The sequence below is a fragment of the Novosphingobium sp. SG754 genome (assembly GCF_013149315.1).
In the GTDB taxonomy this organism is placed as follows: domain Bacteria; phylum Pseudomonadota; class Alphaproteobacteria; order Sphingomonadales; family Sphingomonadaceae; genus Novosphingobium; species Novosphingobium capsulatum.
Genome location: NZ_JABGCC010000004.1, coordinates 34,845 through 53,750 on the forward strand (window position 1 = coordinate 34,845; position 18,906 = coordinate 53,750).

Sequence of the window (18,906 nt, forward strand, 5' to 3'; positions counted from 1 at the left end):
TTTGATCGCATCCCATGCTCTCGCTGTTTCGTAAACTGATCCATTCCCGCATCGGCGCGCTTTTCGCCCTGGTGTTCATCGGTCTTCTTGCCCTGGCCTTTGCCGGCGCCGACGTGAGCGGCCTGCGTGTCGGCCAGTCTTCGGACGGTGAGGCAGCAGCCAAGGTCGGCCATGCCAAGGTTGGCGTGGACGAGCTAGGCAAGACCATCACCACCGCGTTCGAGCAGGAGCGCGAGCAGAACCCGACACTGACGATGCGCCAGTTCCTGGCCCAGGGCGTGATGAACGATGCCCTTTCCGGCTTGGCTGATCGTGCCGCGATGCAGGAATGGGCTGCCAAGAACGGCATGGGCGTCAGCGATCGTCTGGTCGACAGCGAAATCGCCAAGCAGCCCGCGTTCCAGGGCCCCGATGGCAAGTTCAGCGACGCGGTCTATCGCGCGTTCCTCGCCCAGCGCGGGATGACCGATGCCGCCGTGCGCAAGTCGATCACGCAGAGCCTGATCGCCCGCCAGGTGCTGTCGCCGGTGGCGCCAGGCGCCGCCATGCCCGCCTCGGCCGTGGCGCGCTATGCCGCGATGCTCAAGGAAAAGCGCGAGGGCGACATCGCCTTCCTGCCCAGCATCGCCTTTGCCGGCAAGGACAAGCCGAGCGATGCAGTGCTGGCCACCTATTACAAGGCCAACGCCGCCCGCTATCAGCAGCCCGAGCGCCGCACCGTGCGCTATGCCGTGATCGACGAAGCGAGCCTGGCCAACGTGCCTGCCCCCAGCGACGCTGACATTGCCGCCCGCTACAAGGCGAAGGCCGATGTCTACGCGCCCAGCGAAACCCGCACGGTAACCCAGGTCGTCGTGCCGACCGAGCAGGCCGCCCAGGCGCTGGCCGCGCAGGTTTCTGCCGGCACCAGCATCGAGGCCGCTGCCCGCGCCAAGGGCCTTGCCGCCAGCAAGATCGCCGATCTCACGCGTGACAAGCTCGCCGCGCAAAGCTCTGCCGCCGTGGCCGATGCGGTCTTCGCCGCCGCCCAGGGCAAGGTGGCAACGCCGGCCAAGAGCGGACTTGGCTGGCACGTGATCCGCGTCGATGCCATCGTCAAGAAGCCGGGCAAGACGCTGGAACAGGCCCGTCCCGAACTGGTGGCGGAACTGACCACCGAAAAGCGCCACGCCGCGCTGCTCGATCTGTCTTCCCGCCTGGAAGAGCAGTTCGAAAACCACACCGGCCTCGCTGATGTGGCCAAGGCCCAGGGCGTGACGCTGACCACCACCCCTGCCCTCACTGCCGATGGCAGCGTGTTCGGCCAGCCCGGACAAAAGGCCCCGGCCGATGTTGCCGCCCTGCTGCAAGGCGCCTTTGCGCTGGAGCATGAAGGCGAAGGCCAGGTTGCGCCGCTCGCCGATGGCAAGCGCATCGCGATCTTCGACGTGGGCCAGATCATGCCTGCCGCCCCCGCGCCGCTTGACCAGATCAAGGACCAGGTCGCGCGCGACTATGCCACCGAACAGGGCGCCGCCAAGGCCAAGGATGCCTCGGCCAAGGTGCTCGCCGCGATGGCCAAGGGCACCTCGTTGGCTGACGCACTCAAGGGCCTGGGCGTGACTCTGCCGCCCGCGCAGCCGGTGGCGATCACGCGCGAACAGCTTGCGGCCATGCAGCAAAGCGGCCGCCAGTTGCCCCCGCCGCTGGTGCTGCTGTTCGCCATGTCCAAGGGCACGGCCAAGCCGCTCGCCGCGCCGGGCAATGCCGGCTTCTACGTGGTTTCGCTCAAGACGGTGACGCCCGGCGTCATCCCCGCAGGCGATCCGTTCCTGGCGCAGGCTGGCAAGCAGTTCGGCCTCGATATGGGCCGCGAAGTGGCCGAGGAACTGCGCACCGCGATCCGCAACCAGGTGGGCGTGACCCGCAACGAAACCGCGCTGCGTGCGCTCAATACCAAGCTTGTCGGTAACCAGTAAGACCATGACCACGATCCTGTCGCGTCCTGCGCCAACCGGCGCCCAGCCCGAAAACAGCGCGGCGGCCCTTGCCGCGCTGGCGGCAGGAAAGCCCGCGCTGGTCTGGCGCAAGCTGATTGCCGACAGCGAAACCCCGGTCAGCGCCGCGCGCAAGCTGTTCGAGCCGGAACGCGGCGATTTCCTGCTGGAATCGGTCCAGGGTGGCGAAGTGCGTGGCCGCTACAGCCTGGTCGGGCTCGATCCCGATCTGGTGTTCCGCGCCACGGGTGAAACCGCGCAGATCAACGCCGCCTGGCAGACCGACCGCGCCGCCTTCGCCGCGCTGCCGGGCAACAGCCTGGCGGAATTGCGCGCGCTGGTCGAACGCTGCCGGATCGACGTGCCGGAAGGCCTGCCGCCCACGCTGGCCTGCCTGGTCGGCTATTTCGGCTATGAAACCATCGGCCTGGTGGAAAAGCTGCCACGCGCCCCGCAAAGCGCGCTGGAACTGCCCGACATGCTGTTCGTGCGTCCCACCGTGCTCCTGGTGTTCGATCGCCTGACCGACGAACTCACCGCCGTCGCCCCGGTCTGGGCCGAGGGCGGCACACCGCAGGCCTTGGTCGAGCGTGCGGCCGATTGCATCGATGCCACGCTGGCGCGCCTGCATGGCCCCCTGCCCGCAGATCCGCGCCTGCCCGAAACCATCGATCTGGTGCGCGAGCCGCAGATGGCGCCCGAACGCTATGGCCAGATGGTTGCTCGCGCGCGCGATTACATCACCGCCGGCGATATCTTCCAGGTGGTGCTGGCACAGCGCTTCACCGCGCCGTTCCCCTTGCCGCCGATGGCGCTCTATCGCGCGCTGCGGCGGATCAATCCCTCGCCGTTCCTCTATTTCCTCGATCTGCCCGGCTTTGCCCTGATCGGATCGAGCCCGGAAATCCTGGTGCGCATCCGCGATGGCGAAGTGACCATCCGCCCGATCGCCGGCACCCGCCCGCGCGGCGCCACCCCGGCCGAAGACCGCGCCAACGAGGAAAGCCTGCTGGCCGATCCCAAGGAACGCGCCGAACACCTCATGCTGCTCGATCTGGGCCGCAACGACGTCGGCCGCGTGGCCGCCGCCGGCACCGTCAAGGTCACCGAAAGCTATACGATCGAACGCTATAGCCACGTGATGCACATCGTCTCCAACGTGGTCGGCCAGCTTGATGCCAAGCGGGCGGATTCGGTCGATGCCCTGCTCGCCGGCTTCCCCGCCGGCACCGTGAGCGGCGCGCCCAAGGTGCGCGCGTGCGAGATCATTGCCGAACTCGAACCCGAAACGCGCGGCGCCTATGCTGGCGGCGTGGGCTATTTCGCCCCCGATGGCTCGGTCGATAGCTGCATCGTGCTGCGTACCGCCGTGCTCAAGGATGGCGTGATGCACGTCCAGGCCGGCGCCGGCATCGTGGCCGACAGCGACCCGGCCGCCGAACAGCGCGAATGCGAACACAAGTCTGGCGCCCTGTTTGCCGCCGCGCGCGAGGCCATCCGCGTCGCGGCAGAGCCGGCGTTCGGGCAATGACTCACGAAGTGACGATCACGATGAGCTACCAGGACTATCTGGAAGCCAATCGGTTGAGGTCGCGCAGCCGATGGACCTTGGCGGGCATCTTGCGCTTCGTTCTGCTGATCACAGTTGCCTACACAGCGCTATTCGTCGTCATCGAATTTCCCCATTCGTGGATCAAGCTCGCGGCTGACGCGATCACCGCCTTCGTTGTCGCCCTTTGCGCCTATGCAGGCATCCGCATCTTTTTGCTGTGGCATGTTCCGCGCTTGACGAAAAAACTGTACGCGCAACAGCCATCTGCCCGCGCGCCCTACCAGTTCAGCTTCGACAACGAAGGGATAAAGGCAATCGGTCCGTTCGAAAGTTCCAATCTTCCTTGGTCGCATTTGAACGGCTGGCTAGAGAACGATCGCCTTTTTCTTTTATCAAAAACCACTCTGACTTTTTTCTGCTTGCCCAAGGATCAAATCGGGGAAGCAAACCTGTCAGCGCTTAAACAATGCCTCTCCGATGCTGGTATCAAGCGGGGAATATAGAAGATTGGCCATGATCCTCGTCATCGACAATTACGACAGCTTCACCTGGAACCTCGTCCACTATCTGATGGAACTGGGCGCCGAGGTGAACGTGGTACGCAACGACGCGCTGACCGCTGCCGAAGCACTGGCTTCGGGCGCCAAGGGCTTCCTGCTCTCGCCCGGCCCCTGCACCCCCAACGAAGCGGGCGTCAGCCTCGATCTCGTCGGCGCGGCAGCGCAAGCGGGCATGCCGCTGCTCGGCGTGTGCCTGGGGCACCAATCCATCGGCCAGTATTTCGGCGGCAAGGTCGTGCGCGGTGGGCTGATGCACGGCAAGACCTCGCCCGTCACCCACGATGGCACCGGCGTGTTCTCCGGCCTGCCCTCGCCGTTCACCGCCACGCGCTATCACTCGCTGGTGGTGGAAGACGTGCCCGAATGCCTGGTCGTCAACGCGCGATCGGATGATGGCCACACCATGGGCTTTCGCCACGCCAGCCTGCCGATCCACGGCGTGCAGTTCCACCCGGAAAGTATCGCGACCGAGCATGGCCACGCCATGATCGCCAATTTCCTGGCACTGTGCGGGATCGCGGCGCGGATGCCGGCATGACCGTGCTGCCCCCGGTCGGGGAAATCCCGCTCGATCAGGATGAAGCCGAAGCCGCCTTTTCCGCGATCCTCGATGGCCAGGTAGCAGACGAGGCGACCATCGCCTTCCTCGTTGCGCTGTCCGATCGCGGCGAAAGCGCCAGCGAAATTGCTGGCGCGGCCCAGGCCATGCGCGCGCGCATGATCAGCATCGCCGCGCCCGAAAACGCCATCGATGTCTGCGGCACCGGTGGCGACGGGCACCACACCTTGAACGTGTCCACCGCGGTAAGCCTGGTTGTTGCCGCCTGCGGCGTGCCAGTGGCCAAGCACGGCAACCGCGCCGCCAGTTCCAAGGCGGGCGCTGCCGATACGCTGGAGGCGCTGGGTCTCAACCTCGATCGCGCAGTCGAAACAGCCGAGGAAACGCTGGCAGACCTTGGCATCTGCTTCCTGTTCGCCGGCAAGCACCACCCTGCCATGGGCCGGATCATGCCGATCCGCCGTGCCATTGGCCGCCGCACGATCTTCAACCTGATGGGCCCGCTGGCCAATCCCGCCGGGGTGCAGCGCCAGCTCGTCGGCATCGCCCGCCCCGCCTATGTGCCGATCTATGCCGATGCCCTGGCGCGGCTGGGCACCGCGCGCTCGTTCGTGGTTTCGGGGGATGAAGGCCTCGACGAATTGAGCCTGGCCGGCGGCAACGAAGTGGCCGACGTGCATGGAGGCGCGATCCTCATGCACCGCATCGCGCCGGGCGACGCTGGCCTGGCCACCGCGCCGGTCGACGCCATTCGCGGCGGCGACGCTGCCTACAACGCCGCGGCACTCCAGGCGCTGCTCGATGGCCAGCCCGGCCCCTATCGCGATGCCGTGCTGTTCAACGCCGCGGCCGCGCTGATAGTCGCCGGGGATGTCACCGATTGGCACGAAGGCATTGAAGAAGCTGCCGAAACCATCGACAAGGGCCTGGCCCTTGGCCTGCTGCGTTGCTGGATCGACGCGCTCAAGTAAGGCTCTGTGCACATGACCGACAAGCTTACCGAAATCTGCAACACCAAGCGCGCCGAAGTGGCCCAGCGCAAGGCCACTACGTCGCTCGCTGACCTGGCCGCCCGCGCCGCCACGCAAACCGCGCCACGCGGGTTTGAGGCGGCCCTGCGTGCCTGCGCTGCCAGCGGTTTTGCCCTGATTGCCGAAATCAAGAAAGCCAGCCCCTCCAAGGGCCTGATCCGCGCCGATTTTCAGCCGGCTGACCATGCTCGCGCCTATGAAGCCGGCGGCGCCGCGTGCCTTTCGATCCTGACCGACGCGCCCTATTTTCAGGGCCATGAAGACTACCTCGTCGCCGCCCGCGCCGCCTGTGAGCTGCCCGTTCTGCGCAAGGATTTCATGGTCGATCCCTGGCAGGTGGCCGAAGCCCGCGCGATTGGCGCCGATGCCATCCTGATCATCGTCGCCGCGCTCGATGATGCCCAGATGGCCGAGATCGAAGCCGCCGCGCGCGAGCACGGCATGGACGTGCTGGTCGAAGTGCATGACGAGGCCGAGATGGAGCGCGCCGCGCGCCTGCATTCCCGCCTGATCGGGGTGAACAACCGCGATCTCAAGCGCTTTGTCACCGACATCGCCAATACCGAGCGCTTGGCCCCGCTGGCGCCCGCCGGCACGCTGCTAGTGGCCGAAAGCGGCATCAACACCCACGCCGATCTCGTTCGCCTGTCCGCCTGCGGCGCGCGCACGTTCCTGGTGGGTGAAAGCCTGATGCGCGAGGCCGACGTGGCCGCCGCCACCCAGGCGCTGCTGCAGGGCTGACCCCAGCTTGCCGCCGCCCGCACCGCGCAAGCTGTGGTTCGATGGCGGCTGCCGGCCCAACCCCGGCCGCATGGAAATCGCCGTCGTCACCGGCGGCCGCACTTGGATTGTCCCCGATTGCGGTGTGGGTGACAGCAATCGCGCCGAATGGCTGGCCCTGCTCGGCGCGATGGACCTCGCCCGGCAGCTTGGCGAAACTGACGTCGTGTTCTGCGGCGATTCCGCCTTCGTGATCGACCAGATCGCCGGCCGCACCGCCGCCCATCCCGCCACGGCCGATTGCCTTGCCGCCTATCGGAACGACCTCGTTTCATTTTCGCGCGTCCGGGTCCGCCATGTCGGCCGCGCGCAGAACCTTGCCGGCATTGCCCTTGAATATCGCCGCGCCGGCCTCGCCCCGCCACAGCCGCTGGCCGATCAACAGGGCTTGCGCCTTTTCCCCCGCATGGCATGAGCGTGGGATGACAGAGCTTACCCACCTCGATGCCCAGGGCCATGCGCGCATGGTCGATGTCGGCGCCAAGCCCGCCACCCAGCGCGTGGCCGTGGCGCGGGGCATGATCCGCATGTCGGCAACGGCACTGGCCGCGATCCGCGATGGCACCGTGCCCAAGGGCGATGTGCTGGCCACCGCGCGGATCGCCGGGATCATGGCCGCTAAGAAAACCGGCGAGTTGATCCCGCTGTGCCACCCGCTCTCGCTCGATGCCGTGGCGGTGGAATTTGGCTTTGTCGATGGCGGGGTGGAATGCACCGCGACCGCCTCTCTCACGGCCAAGACCGGCGTGGAAATGGAAGCGATGACAGCCGCTTGCGTGGCATTGTTGACAATCTACGACATGGCCAAGGCCGTGGACAAGGGCATGGTGATCGAGGCCGTACGCCTGGTGGCCAAACGCGGCGGCAAATCGGGCGATTGGTCCGCGCCATGAATGCTCCGCCGCGCCAGCCGCCCCTGCCACTCGAACAGGCGCAAGCACGGCTCATCGCCCTCGCCCCCCGCCTGCCGATCGACCATCGCGCCACGGCAGAGGCGCTGGGCCACTATCTCGCCGCGCCGCTCGTCGCCGCGCGCACACAGCCGGCCACCGCGCTTTCGGCGATGGACGGCTATGCCCTGCGCAGTGCCGATCTGCCCGGCCCCTGGACCGTGGTGGGCGAAAGCGCTGCCGGCCATCCCTTTGCCGGCACGGTACCGCCCGGCCACGCCGTGCGGATCAGCACTGGCGCGGCGATGCCCGCTGGCGCCGATTGCGTGCTGCTGCAGGAAGACTGCGCGCGCGATGGCGCCGCGCTCGCCCTCACCGGCACGCCGCCGCTGCCGCCTTCGCGCCATATCCGGCCTGCGGGCATGGATTTTGCCGCGCAAGACCCCCTGCTGCCCACCGGCACGCGGCTGGGCGCGGCGCAGATCGCGCTGGCTATCGCCGCCGGGCATGGCCACGTGCCGGTCTGCCGCCGCCTGCGCCTGGCGGTGATCGACAGCGGCGATGAACTGGCCGCCGCCGGCCACGCCCTGCAAAGCCACCAGATTCCGGCCAGCAATGGCCCGATGCTCGCCGCCATGGCCGCCGCCCTGCCGGTGGACGTGCAGCGCATCGGCCCGGTGCCCGATCGGCTCGATGCCCTGGCCGCCGCGCTCGATAGCGTGCGCGAAGCTGACATCATCGTCACCAGTGGCGGCGCCTCGGTCGGTGATCACGATCTGGTTCGCCCCGCGCTGGAGGCGGTGGGCGCGCGCATCGATTTCTGGCGCGTGGCGATCAAGCCGGGCAAGCCGCTGCTGGTGGGGCAACGCAGCGCCAAAGACCGCGCCGCGCCGCAGGTGATCCTGGGCCTGCCGGGCAACCCGGCCTCGGCCTATGTCACCGCGCACCTGTTCATGCTGCCCCTGCTGCGCGCCGCGCTGGGTGCCGCCCAGCCACTGCCCAGCCCGCTGCACATGCCACTGGCCCAGCCCATGCCGGCCGGTGGCGGGCGCACCGAATTCCTGCGCGGCCATTGGGATGGCGTTTCCGTCACACTCGATCCGTTGCAGGATTCCGGCGCGATCGCCCCGATTGCCCGCGCCAATTGCCTGGTGCAGCGCGAGGCCGGCGCGGCGATGCAACCGGAAGGGAGCAAGGTGCCGATCTATCTGCTCGAATTTGGCGGATTTGCTTGACGGGTTCGGTTTGGTTGCTTATTCGTTCCGCATTCGTTCGCCATAGGAGACTTGCGGATGCTCACGCGCAAGCAGCACGAACTGCTCTCGTTCATCCAGACGCGCCTTGATGATTCCGGCATTTCGCCTTCGTTTGAAGAAATGAAGGAAGCGCTCGATCTCAAGTCCAAGTCTGGCGTGCACCGCCTGATCTCCGCGCTGGAAGAACGCGGCTTCATCCGCCGCCTGCCCAACCGCGCCCGCGCCCTCGAAGTGATCCGCGAACCGGAAAGCCTGGCGACCAAGGCCGCCGCGCGCACTCCCGCACCACGCCCCACTGCCCCCGCGTCCACCACCCCGCGCCCGGCGCCAGTGGCCGCGAACGACGTGATCGAAATCCCGCTCCACGGCCGCATCGCCGCGGGCGCCCCGATCGAGGCGATGGAGGGCTCGGCCATGCTGCCCGTGCCCGCCGCCCTGCTCGGTTCTGGCGAGCACTACGCGCTGGAAGTGTCGGGCGATTCGATGGTCGACGCCGGCATCCTCGACGGCGACTACGCCCTCGTGCGCCGCACCAACACCGCGCGCGACGGCGAAATCGTCGTTGCCCTGGTGCGCGGCGAGGAAGCGACTCTCAAATACCTCCACCACGAAAAAGGCCGTATCCGCCTCGACCCGGCCAACGCCGCCTACAACCCCCAGTTCTACGCGCCCGACGAAGTGGAAGTGCAAGGCAAGCTGGCAGGGCTGCTGCGGCGGTATCATTGAGGGTGCTATTGCGCTGAATCGCTAATCTGGAATGTTTTTAAGTGGAATACACTTGCCGTTCTCAATCGTGATGGCGAATGACAATTTCTTTGGAAAGCGGAACATCGAGCGTTCGTCGTTCTCGTAGTACCCTCGGAAGGCGCTTCCCTCGCTTCCCCAAATTAGGCATCCGGTCACGGCTCACTTGAGTAGACACCCAAAACGCGAATGACCTGGCAGATGGGGACTAGCGCGTCGTCAAAGATGCTTTTAATTGCTTGCTTCCTGTACAAAGTGCAATTCTCCTCACATGCTGGGTATGGTAGTGTTCCCGAATGCCCAGCTTTCCACACAAAAAAATCGTCGAGAAGATCCGGAAGATCGACGAGTTACCGTCGGATGACGCACAATACTTGCAATGGCTCGGTGCTGGTCAGCACCTGGATTTCCTCAAGCAAAATGCGAACGCTGACGAAATAGTCATTTACGGGTCTGGTCCCTACACGTTCATTCATTCGATCGTGGTGCCGAACAAAGCGCTAGAGGTCGCAGCGCCGGATGACCTGCTGCGATGGAGTTGCAATCCGTATGTCAGCATCGCCGGCTATGTGTCCGGCGGTGGCCGGAGTGGGATGTGGATCGAGCGGGATAACCATCATAGGGGCTCAAAGGCGCTTGATGAGGGGCGCGATCTCGTTTTCGCGCGCACGTTTGAGGGATGGAGCGGTGACGGGCGCGACTACATCGAAGTGAATCAAGAATACACACATCTGGCGGGTATCCACTGGCGACCAGAGGAAAGTGCCTATTGTCGCTTCGATGAACACGGTGACCTTCGGCACTGTGCATCCGTTACGTTAAATCGCAATGGCGAAGAGGTACGGCTCGTCTCGTTTAGCTGGGTAGAGCTAGAGGAATACCTCACCATCGCACGTTGCTCACTGGTGCGAATGTTCGACTTCACTTTGCTGAAGCATAGCGAATTCAATGGATGGGCAGACGACATTAATGAAGTGGTTCATGTCGATTCCGCCGATTTCTTCTATCGACAGCGCCACTGTGGACGCTGCGCCTACACGCGCGGCATCCAGATCATGCGCCCGCGCCGTGGAGCTAACCAGGTGCTTCAGGGGGTGACGGATGGCTGGAGCTGGAACAAGTCCAAACAGTACGTTGAGTTCGTTGCGCATGATTGGCGCAATCAGCGACTCGCCAAAATTTCCACGGACCCCGCAGCCACTACCAATTATTTTCAGGCTGAAGGCAACGATCTACCGTTCGAGCTATCCGCAGCCTTCTTTCGAGCCGAGGTGCTGTCAAAATACAAAACCGACCGCGAAAAATACACAATCAAAGATCGTGAAGTGAGCTGCCGGGCGGCATGGCGCCTGCGCGGCTACGACGTGAATGAGGCGGGTCAGGTCCACGCCTATATCTGCGATCTGCGTGCCCTGCCGTACACGGAGCAGTTGCACTGGCTGGCCTACAACGTCGAGCCACAGGCAAGCATCTCGGAGCGCGCCATCGTCAATGACTTCCAAGGTGACTTTGTTACGTTCCGGCACCCGCGCGAGGAAGTTATGTCCATTGTTCGGCGATGGGGAGACCGCAAAGTTGAATGGTGGAAACTGCGTGATCCCGACTTGATGGATCGGGCCAACATTCCGCTAACGGCGAGCAAGGATGAGTGGGCCGAAGCCATCATGGACCTCACGAAGCTTGTCGTCGAAGGCTTCGAGACGAAGCCCCTGCGCCAGCGCCTTGACCGGTTATCGGCCGAATATACCGACGGGGACCGCACGCTGGCGTTGTTAGAAAAGCTGCTGAACGTCGGTCGTTACCGGGATGAGCAGATTAAGCTGTCGGGGCTGCGGGAGGCGCAGTGGCTGCGGTCGAAGTTGCAAGGCCACGCAAGAGGCACCGAAGCGGCGCAAGCGGCAAAGGACGCCATAGCTAACTTCGGTAGCTTCAAGGACCATTTTTCGGACCTGTGCATGCGGATCGCAGCGGAACTGCAATCGATCGAGTCCCAATGTGAAGCCGAGCCGTGACGGAACGCGCTGCCTGCCGTCTTTAGTTTTAATGACCCTGTGGAACGCGCGCAGCGCTTATTGGAGCTTCTGCGTTCCTATGACAGGCTCTTCCAGCAGTGGACATTCGCCGTGGCCGATCGCAACGACCAGCTCTGGTCGAAAGTCGAGGATTTAGAATACTAAGCAGGTCGCCCCAGAATCAAAGCTGCCCCTCGCCCATCACATCTCTTTCCCCCCGCGCGCCACCTTCCCCACCCAAAGCTCTGGCCCCGGAAACCAGCCATGCTGGCCTTCCGTCTCCGCCACGGTCACCAGCTTGCCTTGTGCCAGATAGATCGCCAGGCCGCCGGTCTGGCGCAGCAGGCGGCGGTCGGCTTTGAGCCAGCGGGGGTGACAGCTTGCGGGCAAGGTGCGATCGGCGATCACGATATCGGCGGCGGCGCAGGCGGTGGTGAGGGCCTGCCAGTCCACCTGGTCGCGGCCGCGGCTCATCAGCACGGTGTAGCGCCGGCCCTGGCGCGTGAGCACGGCGCGGCAGAAGTCCGCGTTGCACTGCGCGCCGGGCCAGGTGTCGAGCGGGCGGGCCTCTCCCTCCAGCCCGGCGTTTTCGAGCAGCATCGAGGGGGTGTAATCGCTGCGCGTGGCGCGTAGCATCAGCAGATTGGGCCCTTCCCCTGCCAGGGCGACGTGGTGCCCGTCACCGGTCACCAGCACATCGGGGGTGGGCTGCAGCACGGTCAAAACCGCGCCTAGGCCAACTGGCACCAGGCCCCACAGGCGCACCCGCCCGGTCCACAGCGCCAGCCACAGCAGGCCGCCGACCATCAGGCCAAAGACCCAGCCCGGCATCCCCGGCAGCAGCGTCACCGCGCCAGGCTGGCTGGCGGTGAGGTGGGCCAGGCCCAGCAGCGCATCGAGCGACTTGCCCACCGCCCACCACGCCGGCGCGCCCCATCCGGCCAGATCGAGCAGCAGCGCCAGCGCGATCAGCGGCATGGTGACGAAGGTGGTGAGCGGAATGGCCACCACATTGGCCGCCGCGCCATAGATGCCGGCGCGGTGGAAATGGAACAGCGCCATGGGCATCAGCGCCAGTTCGATCACCAGGCCCGTGGCCAGCACCAGCGCGAGATGCCGCACCAGCCGCATCGCCCAGCCTTCGTGCGCATGGCCGAGAAAGCGCCGCACCGGCGCGGACGAATCGAACGCGATGATGGCGATGACCGAGCCAAAGCTCATCTGGAAACTGGGGCCGACCACAGCCTCGGGCCAGAACAGCATGACGATGAACGCGGCCATCGCCAGCATCCGCAACGACAGCGGATCGCGACCCAGCGCCAGGGCGAGCAGGACCAGCAACGCGCCCAGGCACGAGCGGATCGTGGGCACTTCTGCCCCGGTCAGCAGGGTATAGCCAATGCCCGCCAGCGCGCCCATCGCGGCCGCCGCCAGCGGCACGCGCAGGCGCAGCGCGAGGAACGGCACCAGCGCGAGCAGGCGTGCGGTGATGAGGTATACCGCGCCGACCACGGCGCTGACGTGCAGGCCGCTGATCGACAGGAGGTGCGTCAACCCCGCGTCGCGCATCGCATCTTCATCTGCCGTGGCGATGCTGCCGCGATCGCCGCTGGCAAAGGCGGCGGCGATCGCGCCCGGTGATCCACCCAGTTGCGTGCGGATGTGGTCCGCCAGGCGCTGGCGCACGGCATCGAGCCGCGTGCCCGGTGGCGCCGGCGCCAGCACGGTGATCGCCCCCACGCTGCTGCCGGTGGCCATAAGGCCGGAAAACCACGCGCTGCGGGCAAAATCAAAGCTGCCCGGCACCATCGGCGGCGCCGGCGGCATCAGCCGCGCACGCAGGCGCACCCGCGCCCCGTCTGCCAGCGCCGAATCGTTTTGCCCGGCCGGCGCCAAGGGCACGTTGATCCGCACCTGACCGTCCCGCGTTTCTCCCGACAGCAAGGTTACCCGCGTCTGCAGGATCAGCCGCAAACGGCCCTGCGCCGCCTGGACCTGGCGATCGACCACCGTGCCATCGAGCACCACCAGCATGGGCCGGGGAATCGGCGGGGTGCCCAAAAAGGCAGACTTGATCCAGATCGTGGCGCAGCCGGCCATCACCATCAGCCCCAGCGAAAGCACGGCCAACCGCAAATGGGCGAATCGGCCGTCTCGATCGCGAGGCAGCACAAGCAGCAAAATTCCGCCGATTCCGACCATAAGGGCCAGCCACTGCCAGGGGCCTGGAAGCACCACCCAGGCGCAGATTCCCGCGGCAAACGCCACACTTAGCCAGGGGCCGCGTTCTGTGCCGCGCTGCTCGATCCACGCATTCGCATGCGCGAGCATGCTGGACAAACGCGCCGCTTTGGCCCAATGGCGCCCGAGCCCGTTCGGTCCCATATCAAGACCGGTTATCTGCGGGCCGGCACCGTTATCCCGGCCAAGCGCCGTTTGCGGATCAGGCGGTGTTGCAACAAGGCCGGCCATGCGCCGAATTGGAAGGAATGCGCCCTCGATGGCAAGCCAGACTGACACCGTTTCTGCAGGATCGGGTACGGCCAGCGCCAGCCCCACCCCGGCGGCACGCGTTGTCACCCGCTTTGCTCCATCGCCCACCGGTTTCCTGCATATCGGCGGCGCGCGCACGGCCCTGTTCAACTGGCTTTTCGCCCGTCATCATGGCGGCACCTATCTGCTGCGGATCGAGGATACCGACCGCGCGCGTTCCACCGACGCCGCGATCGAGGCGATCTTTGACGGCCTCAACTGGCTGGGCCTGGGCGGCGATGCCGAGCCGGTGTTCCAGTTCGCGCGGTCTGATCGCCATGCCCAGGTGGCGCACCAGCTGCTCGACGCCGGGCACGCTTACCGCTGCTATCTGACGCAGGAAGAACTCGCCGCCCGTCGCGCCAAGGCGCAGGAAGAACGCCGCCCGTTCCGCCTGGAAAGCGAATGGCGCGATGCCGATCCCGCCACCTGGCCGGCCGACAAGCCCTATGTCATCCGCGTCAAGGCGCCGCGCGAAGGCGAGACGGTGATCGAAGACGTCGTCCAGGGCACGATCACCGTGCAGAACGTGGAAATCGACGACTACGTGATCCTGCGTGGCGATGGCACGCCCACCTATATGCTCGCGGTGGTGGTCGACGATCACGACATGGGCGTGACCCACGTGATCCGTGGCGATGACCATATCAACAACGCGTTCCGCCAGCTGGTGATCATCCGCGCGATGAACGCGATCGAAGGTGGCTGGCCCGATCCGGTCTATGGCCATATCCCGCTGATCCACGGTGCGGATGGGGCCAAGCTGTCCAAGCGCCACGGTGCCCTGGGCGTGGACGCCTATCGCGACGAGATGGGCCTGCTGCCCGAAGCGGTGTTCAACTATCTGCTCCGCCTGGGCTGGGGCCATGGCGACGAGGAAATCATCAGCCGCGACCAGGCGGTGAAATGGTTCGACATCGCCAATGTCAACAAGGGCGCCTCGCGCTTCGACCTCAAGAAGCTGCTCAACTTGAACGGGCACTACCTGCGCGAAGCCGACGACGCGCGCCTGGTCGATCTTGTCGCGCCGCGGCTCGACGCGCTGGTGCCGGCCCACGACCGTGCCAAGCTGGCCGAGGCGATACCAGTGCTCAAGGTGCGCGCGGCCGATCTCAACGAGCTGGCCAAGGGCGCGGTGTTCCTGTTTGCCCAGCGTCCGCTGGCGCTCGATGAAAAGGCGCAAGGGTTGCTGACCGCCGATGCGCGGGCAATCCTTGCCAAAGTGATCACCCGCCTTGAGGGCGCAAACGACTGGACAGCGGCCACGCTCGAGGCCAATCTCAAGCAAATGGCCGAGGAGCTGGGAGTAGGATTGGGCAAGATCGCCCAGCCCCTGCGCGCAAGCCTGACGGGACAAGCGACCTCACCTGGAATTTTCGATGTCCTGGTTCTCCTCGGAAAGGAAGAGAGCCTGGCTCGTTTGCGTGACCATGCCGCCTGACAGGGTGGCCCACAGAACATACTGTTTCTTTGTACAGGAGAGCCTAGCGTGAGCGACAATCAGGCTACTTTGACCATCGATGGCAAGACCATCGACCTTCCGGTCAAGAGCGGCACCATCGGGCCGGACGTCCTCGACATCCGTAAGCTTTACGGCCAGTCGGGCAAGTTCACCTACGATCCGGGCTTTACCTCCACCGCCAGCTGCGACAGCGCGATCACCTATATCGATGGTGACGAAGGCGTCCTGCTGCACCGCGGCTATCCGATCGGCCAGCTGGCCGAGCATTCCAGCTTCATGGAAGTGAGCTACCTGCTGCTGAACGGCGAACTGCCGAACCAGGACGAGCTGGCCAACTTCTCCCGCACGATCACGCGCCACACCATGGTGCACGAGCAGCTGACCAAGTTCTACAGCGGTTTCCGCCGTGACGCGCACCCGATGGCGGTGATGTGCGGCGTGGTGGGCGCGCTCTCGGCGTTCTATCATGATTCGACCGACATCGCCGATCCGCAGAACCGCACGATCAGCTCGCACCGCCTGATCGCCAAGATCCCCACGATCGCGGCGATGGCCTACAAGTATTCGGTTGGTCAGCCGTTCCTCTATCCGCGCAACGATCTGTCGTACACCGGCAACTTCCTGCGCATGACCTTTGGCGTTCCGGCCGAAGAATATGAAGTGATCCCCGAAGTCGAACGCGCGATGGATCGCATCTTCATTCTGCACGCCGACCATGAGCAGAACGCGTCGACCTCGACCGTGCGCCTGGCCGGTTCGTCGGGTGCCAACCCGTTTGCCTGCATCGCGGCCGGCATCGCCTGCCTGTGGGGCCCGGCACACGGCGGCGCCAACGAAGCAGCCCTCAACATGCTGCGCGAGATCGGCACGCCCGACAAGATCCCACACTATATCGAGCGCGCCAAGGACAAGAACGATCCGTTCCGCCTGATGGGCTTTGGCCACCGCGTCTACAAGAACTACGATCCGCGCGCCACGGTGATGCAGAAGACCGTGCGCGAAGTGTTCGACGCGCTCAAGGTCAACGATCCGCTGTTCGAAACCGCGCTGCGCCTGGAAGAAATCGCGCTCAACGATCCCTACTTCGTGGAAAAGAAGCTGTTCCCGAACGTGGACTTCTATTCGGGCATCATCCTTTCGGCGATCGGTTTCCCGACCACGATGTTCACCGTGCTGTTTGCCCTCGCCCGCACCGTGGGCTGGGTGGCGCAGTGGAACGAAATGATCAGCGATCCCGGCCAGAAGATCGGTCGCCCGCGCCAGCTCTACACCGGGCCGACGCAGCGCGACTACGTTCCGATCAACCAGCGCTAAGCCGGAAGATACACGATGAAGAGAAAGGCGGTCATGGTGGCGATCCTGCGGATCATCGGCTTGGCCGCCTTTTTCATGGGCCTGCTGTGGATCGCGCAAGGCCTGGGCCTGGTGCACTGGCCGCGCGAAAGCTTCATGCTCGATCAGCGACCGTGGGCCTGGCGTGGCCTCGTCCTGGCGCTGCTGGGCATTGCCGCCGTGTGGCGCGCCGGTCGCCGGCGCTGATCGCACAAGACCCTGGCCGGCCGGCTTGGCCGCGCCATTCCCACAATTTATTCGAACGCGGCAGGGTCTGGCGTGGGCGCCTGGCAGGCCTGGTGATTGCCATTCTGGCAGGCCGCGACCTGCTCGTGCCACGCATCCATTGCCCGCGCATAAGCGGCGTCGCGGCGCGACTGGGTGGTGCGGATCATGGCGATGGTGTCGCGCCGGGCCTGCACGGCCTGGTGATAATCATGCACGGCAGCGTGGTAGCTTTGCAGTTCGGCGTTCCGCTCGGCGCGGGCGGTGTTGGTATCGATCGCCAGCGCCTGCGCCTCGTTGCGATTGACCGCGCTAACCCCGGGATCCTGGCCGGGAACGACCACGCCCGGAGGGGCCGTCATTGATGCTGCTGCCGAACCATCGTTGAACGGCTGGTTGGGATCTACTGCCTGGGCCAGCGCCGGGGTCGCCACCAAGGCGCCCAACAGGCCGACCATCGCCATTTTCCTGATCATCGCGAATCTCCGAAACAAGCGTCAGATTTCCGGTCCCCGATGCCCAGCGTTGTGGGCGAGACGGTCTGAACGTTTGCGGAATGCCATGAAAAGGTGCGGTTAACCTGGCGGCCAAGAATCAGCGCGCGTTGACGATACCGGCGCTGGGCAGGTCTGCCGGCAGAGTCAGCACAAAGCGGGCGCCCTCGCCCGGTGTGCTCGATACGGTAAGATCACCGGCCATGGCACGGGCCAACCGGCGCGAAATGTAAAGCCCCAGGCCCGATCCGCCATCGCCGCTGCGGCCCAGCCGTTCGAACTTTTCAAACACGCGCGCCGCCTGGTCGGCAGTCAGCCCTTCGCCGCGATCTTCCACTGCGATCCACGCCGTGGCTCCTTCCACACCGCAGGCCAGAGTGACGGTGGCATGGGCCGGGGTGTAGCGGATGGCATTGCTCAAGAGGTTGAGCAGCACCTGCAGCACGCGGCGAAACTCGCCGATCGCCGGGGCGTGGCACGCCTCCTCCGGCAAGGCCAGGGCGATGCCCCGCTCACGCGCGCGGACGGACAGGATACCGGCGGCGCGGCGGGCGCAATCAGCAAGGTCGATGTGATCGGGCGCGGGGGCAAAGCCCGGCGCCTCTACCGCATCGAGATCCGCCAGGTCTTCGACCAGGCCGAGCAGATGGCGCCCCGCCTCGGCAATGTCGGCGGCATAGTTGCCATAGGCATCGGCCAGTGGCCCCGCCAGGCGGCTGCGAATAGTTTCAGCATTGGCGATGATCCGGCTGATCGGCTGGCGCAGTGCGGGCGCAAGATCACGCCCGAGGAACCCGGTCCAGGGCGGCAGCGGCGCATCGGCACCGGCCATGGCAGGCTCTGCCCCACGCAGGGGATCGGCCGGCAGCGCCAGGATCGTTTCAGGCAAGAGCAGCAGATCGAACCCGCTGCCCACGCGCGGCAACAGGCGCACGCGCCAGCGCCGGGCAGACCCGGCCACATCGACGACCATGTCATCGAGCAGCCGCCAGTGCAGCCGCGCCGTCTCGATCCGCCCTTGGCCAAGCGATAGCGCCGGAGACAAGGCCCAGTGGCGCCCGGTGGAACCGGCCAGGTCTGCGGCCAGTTCGGCAAGATCGGCGGCAGCCAGATCGGCGGTGATTACCCGCTGCTGCTCATCAAGCAGGACATGCCCCTGCGCAAGATGATGCCACAGCGCAGCCGCATCGAACGCGGGCAAGCCATCATCAGGCGCGGCCGCGCGGCGCCAGTCGCGCAGCACCAGGGCAATGCCATCGTCGTCAGGCGTGGCCTGGGCATGAAACGCGATGGCGCAATCGCCATCCATCGCCACGATCGGCCGCGCCTGCGCCAAACCGGAATCCCGCACCTGGCGGACCAGCGCCAGCAGCGCCGGAACCGCCAGCATGCCCGGCATCATACCACCGGCCGCGATCTGCAACCGGGCCAGGGCCTCGTCAGCCGCAACCAGGGTGTCCGCAGCATCGCAGCGGGCGTGGATCGGATCGGCCGTGGCCAA

Annotated in this window: 17 protein-coding genes; 14 read left to right on the forward strand and 3 right to left on the reverse strand. The window is 65.7% G+C overall.

All coding sequences use genetic code 11. From position 1 onward, the window contains the following. Window positions 1-14 precede the first annotated feature (14 nt). From FHW97_RS10825 to FHW97_RS10875, 11 genes are all read left to right on the forward strand, one after another. Complete coding sequence (locus FHW97_RS10825; protein WP_171798984.1) at window positions 15-1,958, forward strand: peptidylprolyl isomerase; 1,944 nt, start codon at window positions 15-17, stop codon at window positions 1,956-1,958. A 4-nt stretch (window positions 1,959-1,962) separates the two neighbouring features. Further along, entirely contained in the window at window positions 1,963-3,507 is a 1,545-nt protein-coding gene (trpE, locus tag FHW97_RS10830) for an anthranilate synthase component I (protein ID WP_171798985.1), read from the forward strand. Beyond that, a complete protein-coding gene (locus FHW97_RS10835) occupies window positions 3,504-4,031 on the forward strand; it encodes a YcxB family protein (RefSeq protein ID WP_171798986.1) in 528 nt (175 codons plus the stop codon). Before trpE ends, FHW97_RS10835 begins: the two co-directional genes overlap by 4 nt. 10 nt (window positions 4,032-4,041) lie before the next feature. Then, on the forward strand, window positions 4,042-4,626 hold the full coding sequence (locus FHW97_RS10840) for an aminodeoxychorismate/anthranilate synthase component II (protein ID WP_171798987.1): 585 nt from the start codon (window positions 4,042-4,044) through the stop codon (window positions 4,624-4,626). Next, the gene (trpD, locus tag FHW97_RS10845) at window positions 4,623-5,618 is read left to right on the forward strand and encodes an anthranilate phosphoribosyltransferase (RefSeq protein ID WP_171798988.1); all 996 of its coding nucleotides are present in this window, start codon (window positions 4,623-4,625) and stop codon (window positions 5,616-5,618) included. The genes FHW97_RS10840 and trpD overlap by 4 nt, the downstream gene beginning before the upstream one ends. Before the next feature lie 12 nt (window positions 5,619-5,630). Next, a complete protein-coding gene (gene trpC / locus FHW97_RS10850; RefSeq protein ID WP_171798989.1) occupies window positions 5,631-6,419 on the forward strand; it encodes an indole-3-glycerol phosphate synthase TrpC in 789 nt (262 codons plus the stop codon). A gap of 7 nt (window positions 6,420-6,426) precedes the next feature. After that, window positions 6,427-6,873: a reverse transcriptase-like protein gene (locus tag FHW97_RS10855; RefSeq protein WP_253941742.1), complete on the forward strand. Its 447-nt coding sequence runs from the start codon at window positions 6,427-6,429 to the stop codon at window positions 6,871-6,873. Between the two features lie 7 nt (window positions 6,874-6,880). Next, entirely contained in the window at window positions 6,881-7,351 is a 471-nt protein-coding gene (moaC, locus tag FHW97_RS10860) for a cyclic pyranopterin monophosphate synthase MoaC (RefSeq protein ID WP_043608145.1), read from the forward strand. Beyond that, window positions 7,348-8,583, forward strand: coding sequence for a molybdopterin molybdotransferase MoeA (locus FHW97_RS10865; RefSeq protein ID WP_171798990.1), 1,236 nt, complete (start codon window positions 7,348-7,350; stop codon window positions 8,581-8,583). Before moaC ends, FHW97_RS10865 begins: the two co-directional genes overlap by 4 nt. A 57-nt stretch (window positions 8,584-8,640) precedes the next feature. Continuing rightward, window positions 8,641-9,330 carry a transcriptional repressor LexA gene (gene lexA, locus FHW97_RS10870; RefSeq protein WP_171798991.1) on the forward strand — a complete coding sequence of 230 codons (690 nt, stop codon included), beginning with the start codon at window positions 8,641-8,643 and terminating at the stop codon, window positions 9,328-9,330. Between the two features lie 314 nt (window positions 9,331-9,644). After that, entirely contained in the window at window positions 9,645-11,360 is a 1,716-nt protein-coding gene (locus FHW97_RS10875) for a hypothetical protein (protein ID WP_171798992.1), read from the forward strand. Between the two features lie 201 nt (window positions 11,361-11,561). Here the strand turns inward: FHW97_RS10875 and FHW97_RS10880 are convergent, their stop codons facing one another. Beyond that, window positions 11,562-13,832, reverse strand: a complete 2,271-nt coding sequence (locus FHW97_RS10880; protein WP_370526619.1) for a ComEC/Rec2 family competence protein — start codon at window positions 13,830-13,832, stop codon at window positions 11,562-11,564. Window positions 13,833-13,860: 28 nt separating this feature from the next. Between FHW97_RS10880 and gltX the strand changes: the two genes are divergently transcribed. Genes gltX through FHW97_RS10895 form a run of 3 tightly spaced genes read left to right on the forward strand, consistent with a single transcriptional unit; the run spans window position 13,861 to window position 16,893 of the window. After that, entirely contained in the window at window positions 13,861-15,333 is a 1,473-nt protein-coding gene (gltX, locus tag FHW97_RS10885; RefSeq protein ID WP_171798994.1) for a glutamate--tRNA ligase, read from the forward strand. Between the two features lie 48 nt (window positions 15,334-15,381). After that, window positions 15,382-16,668: a citrate synthase gene (locus tag FHW97_RS10890; protein ID WP_022676546.1), complete on the forward strand. Its 1,287-nt coding sequence runs from the start codon at window positions 15,382-15,384 to the stop codon at window positions 16,666-16,668. A 15-nt stretch (window positions 16,669-16,683) separates the two neighbouring features. After that, window positions 16,684-16,893 (forward strand): hypothetical protein, encoded by a 210-nt coding sequence (locus FHW97_RS10895; RefSeq protein WP_054130987.1) that lies wholly within the window; start codon window positions 16,684-16,686, stop codon window positions 16,891-16,893. Between the two features lie 47 nt (window positions 16,894-16,940). Here the strand turns inward: FHW97_RS10895 and FHW97_RS10900 are convergent, their stop codons facing one another. Together FHW97_RS10900 and FHW97_RS10905 are read right to left on the reverse strand one after the other, a co-directional pair. Beyond that, on the reverse strand, window positions 16,941-17,387 hold the full coding sequence (locus FHW97_RS10900; protein ID WP_171798995.1) for a hypothetical protein: 447 nt from the start codon (window positions 17,385-17,387) through the stop codon (window positions 16,941-16,943). A 118-nt stretch (window positions 17,388-17,505) separates the two neighbouring features. Next, window positions 17,506-18,906, reverse strand: a complete 1,401-nt coding sequence (locus tag FHW97_RS10905) for a sensor histidine kinase KdpD (RefSeq protein WP_171798996.1) — start codon at window positions 18,904-18,906, stop codon at window positions 17,506-17,508.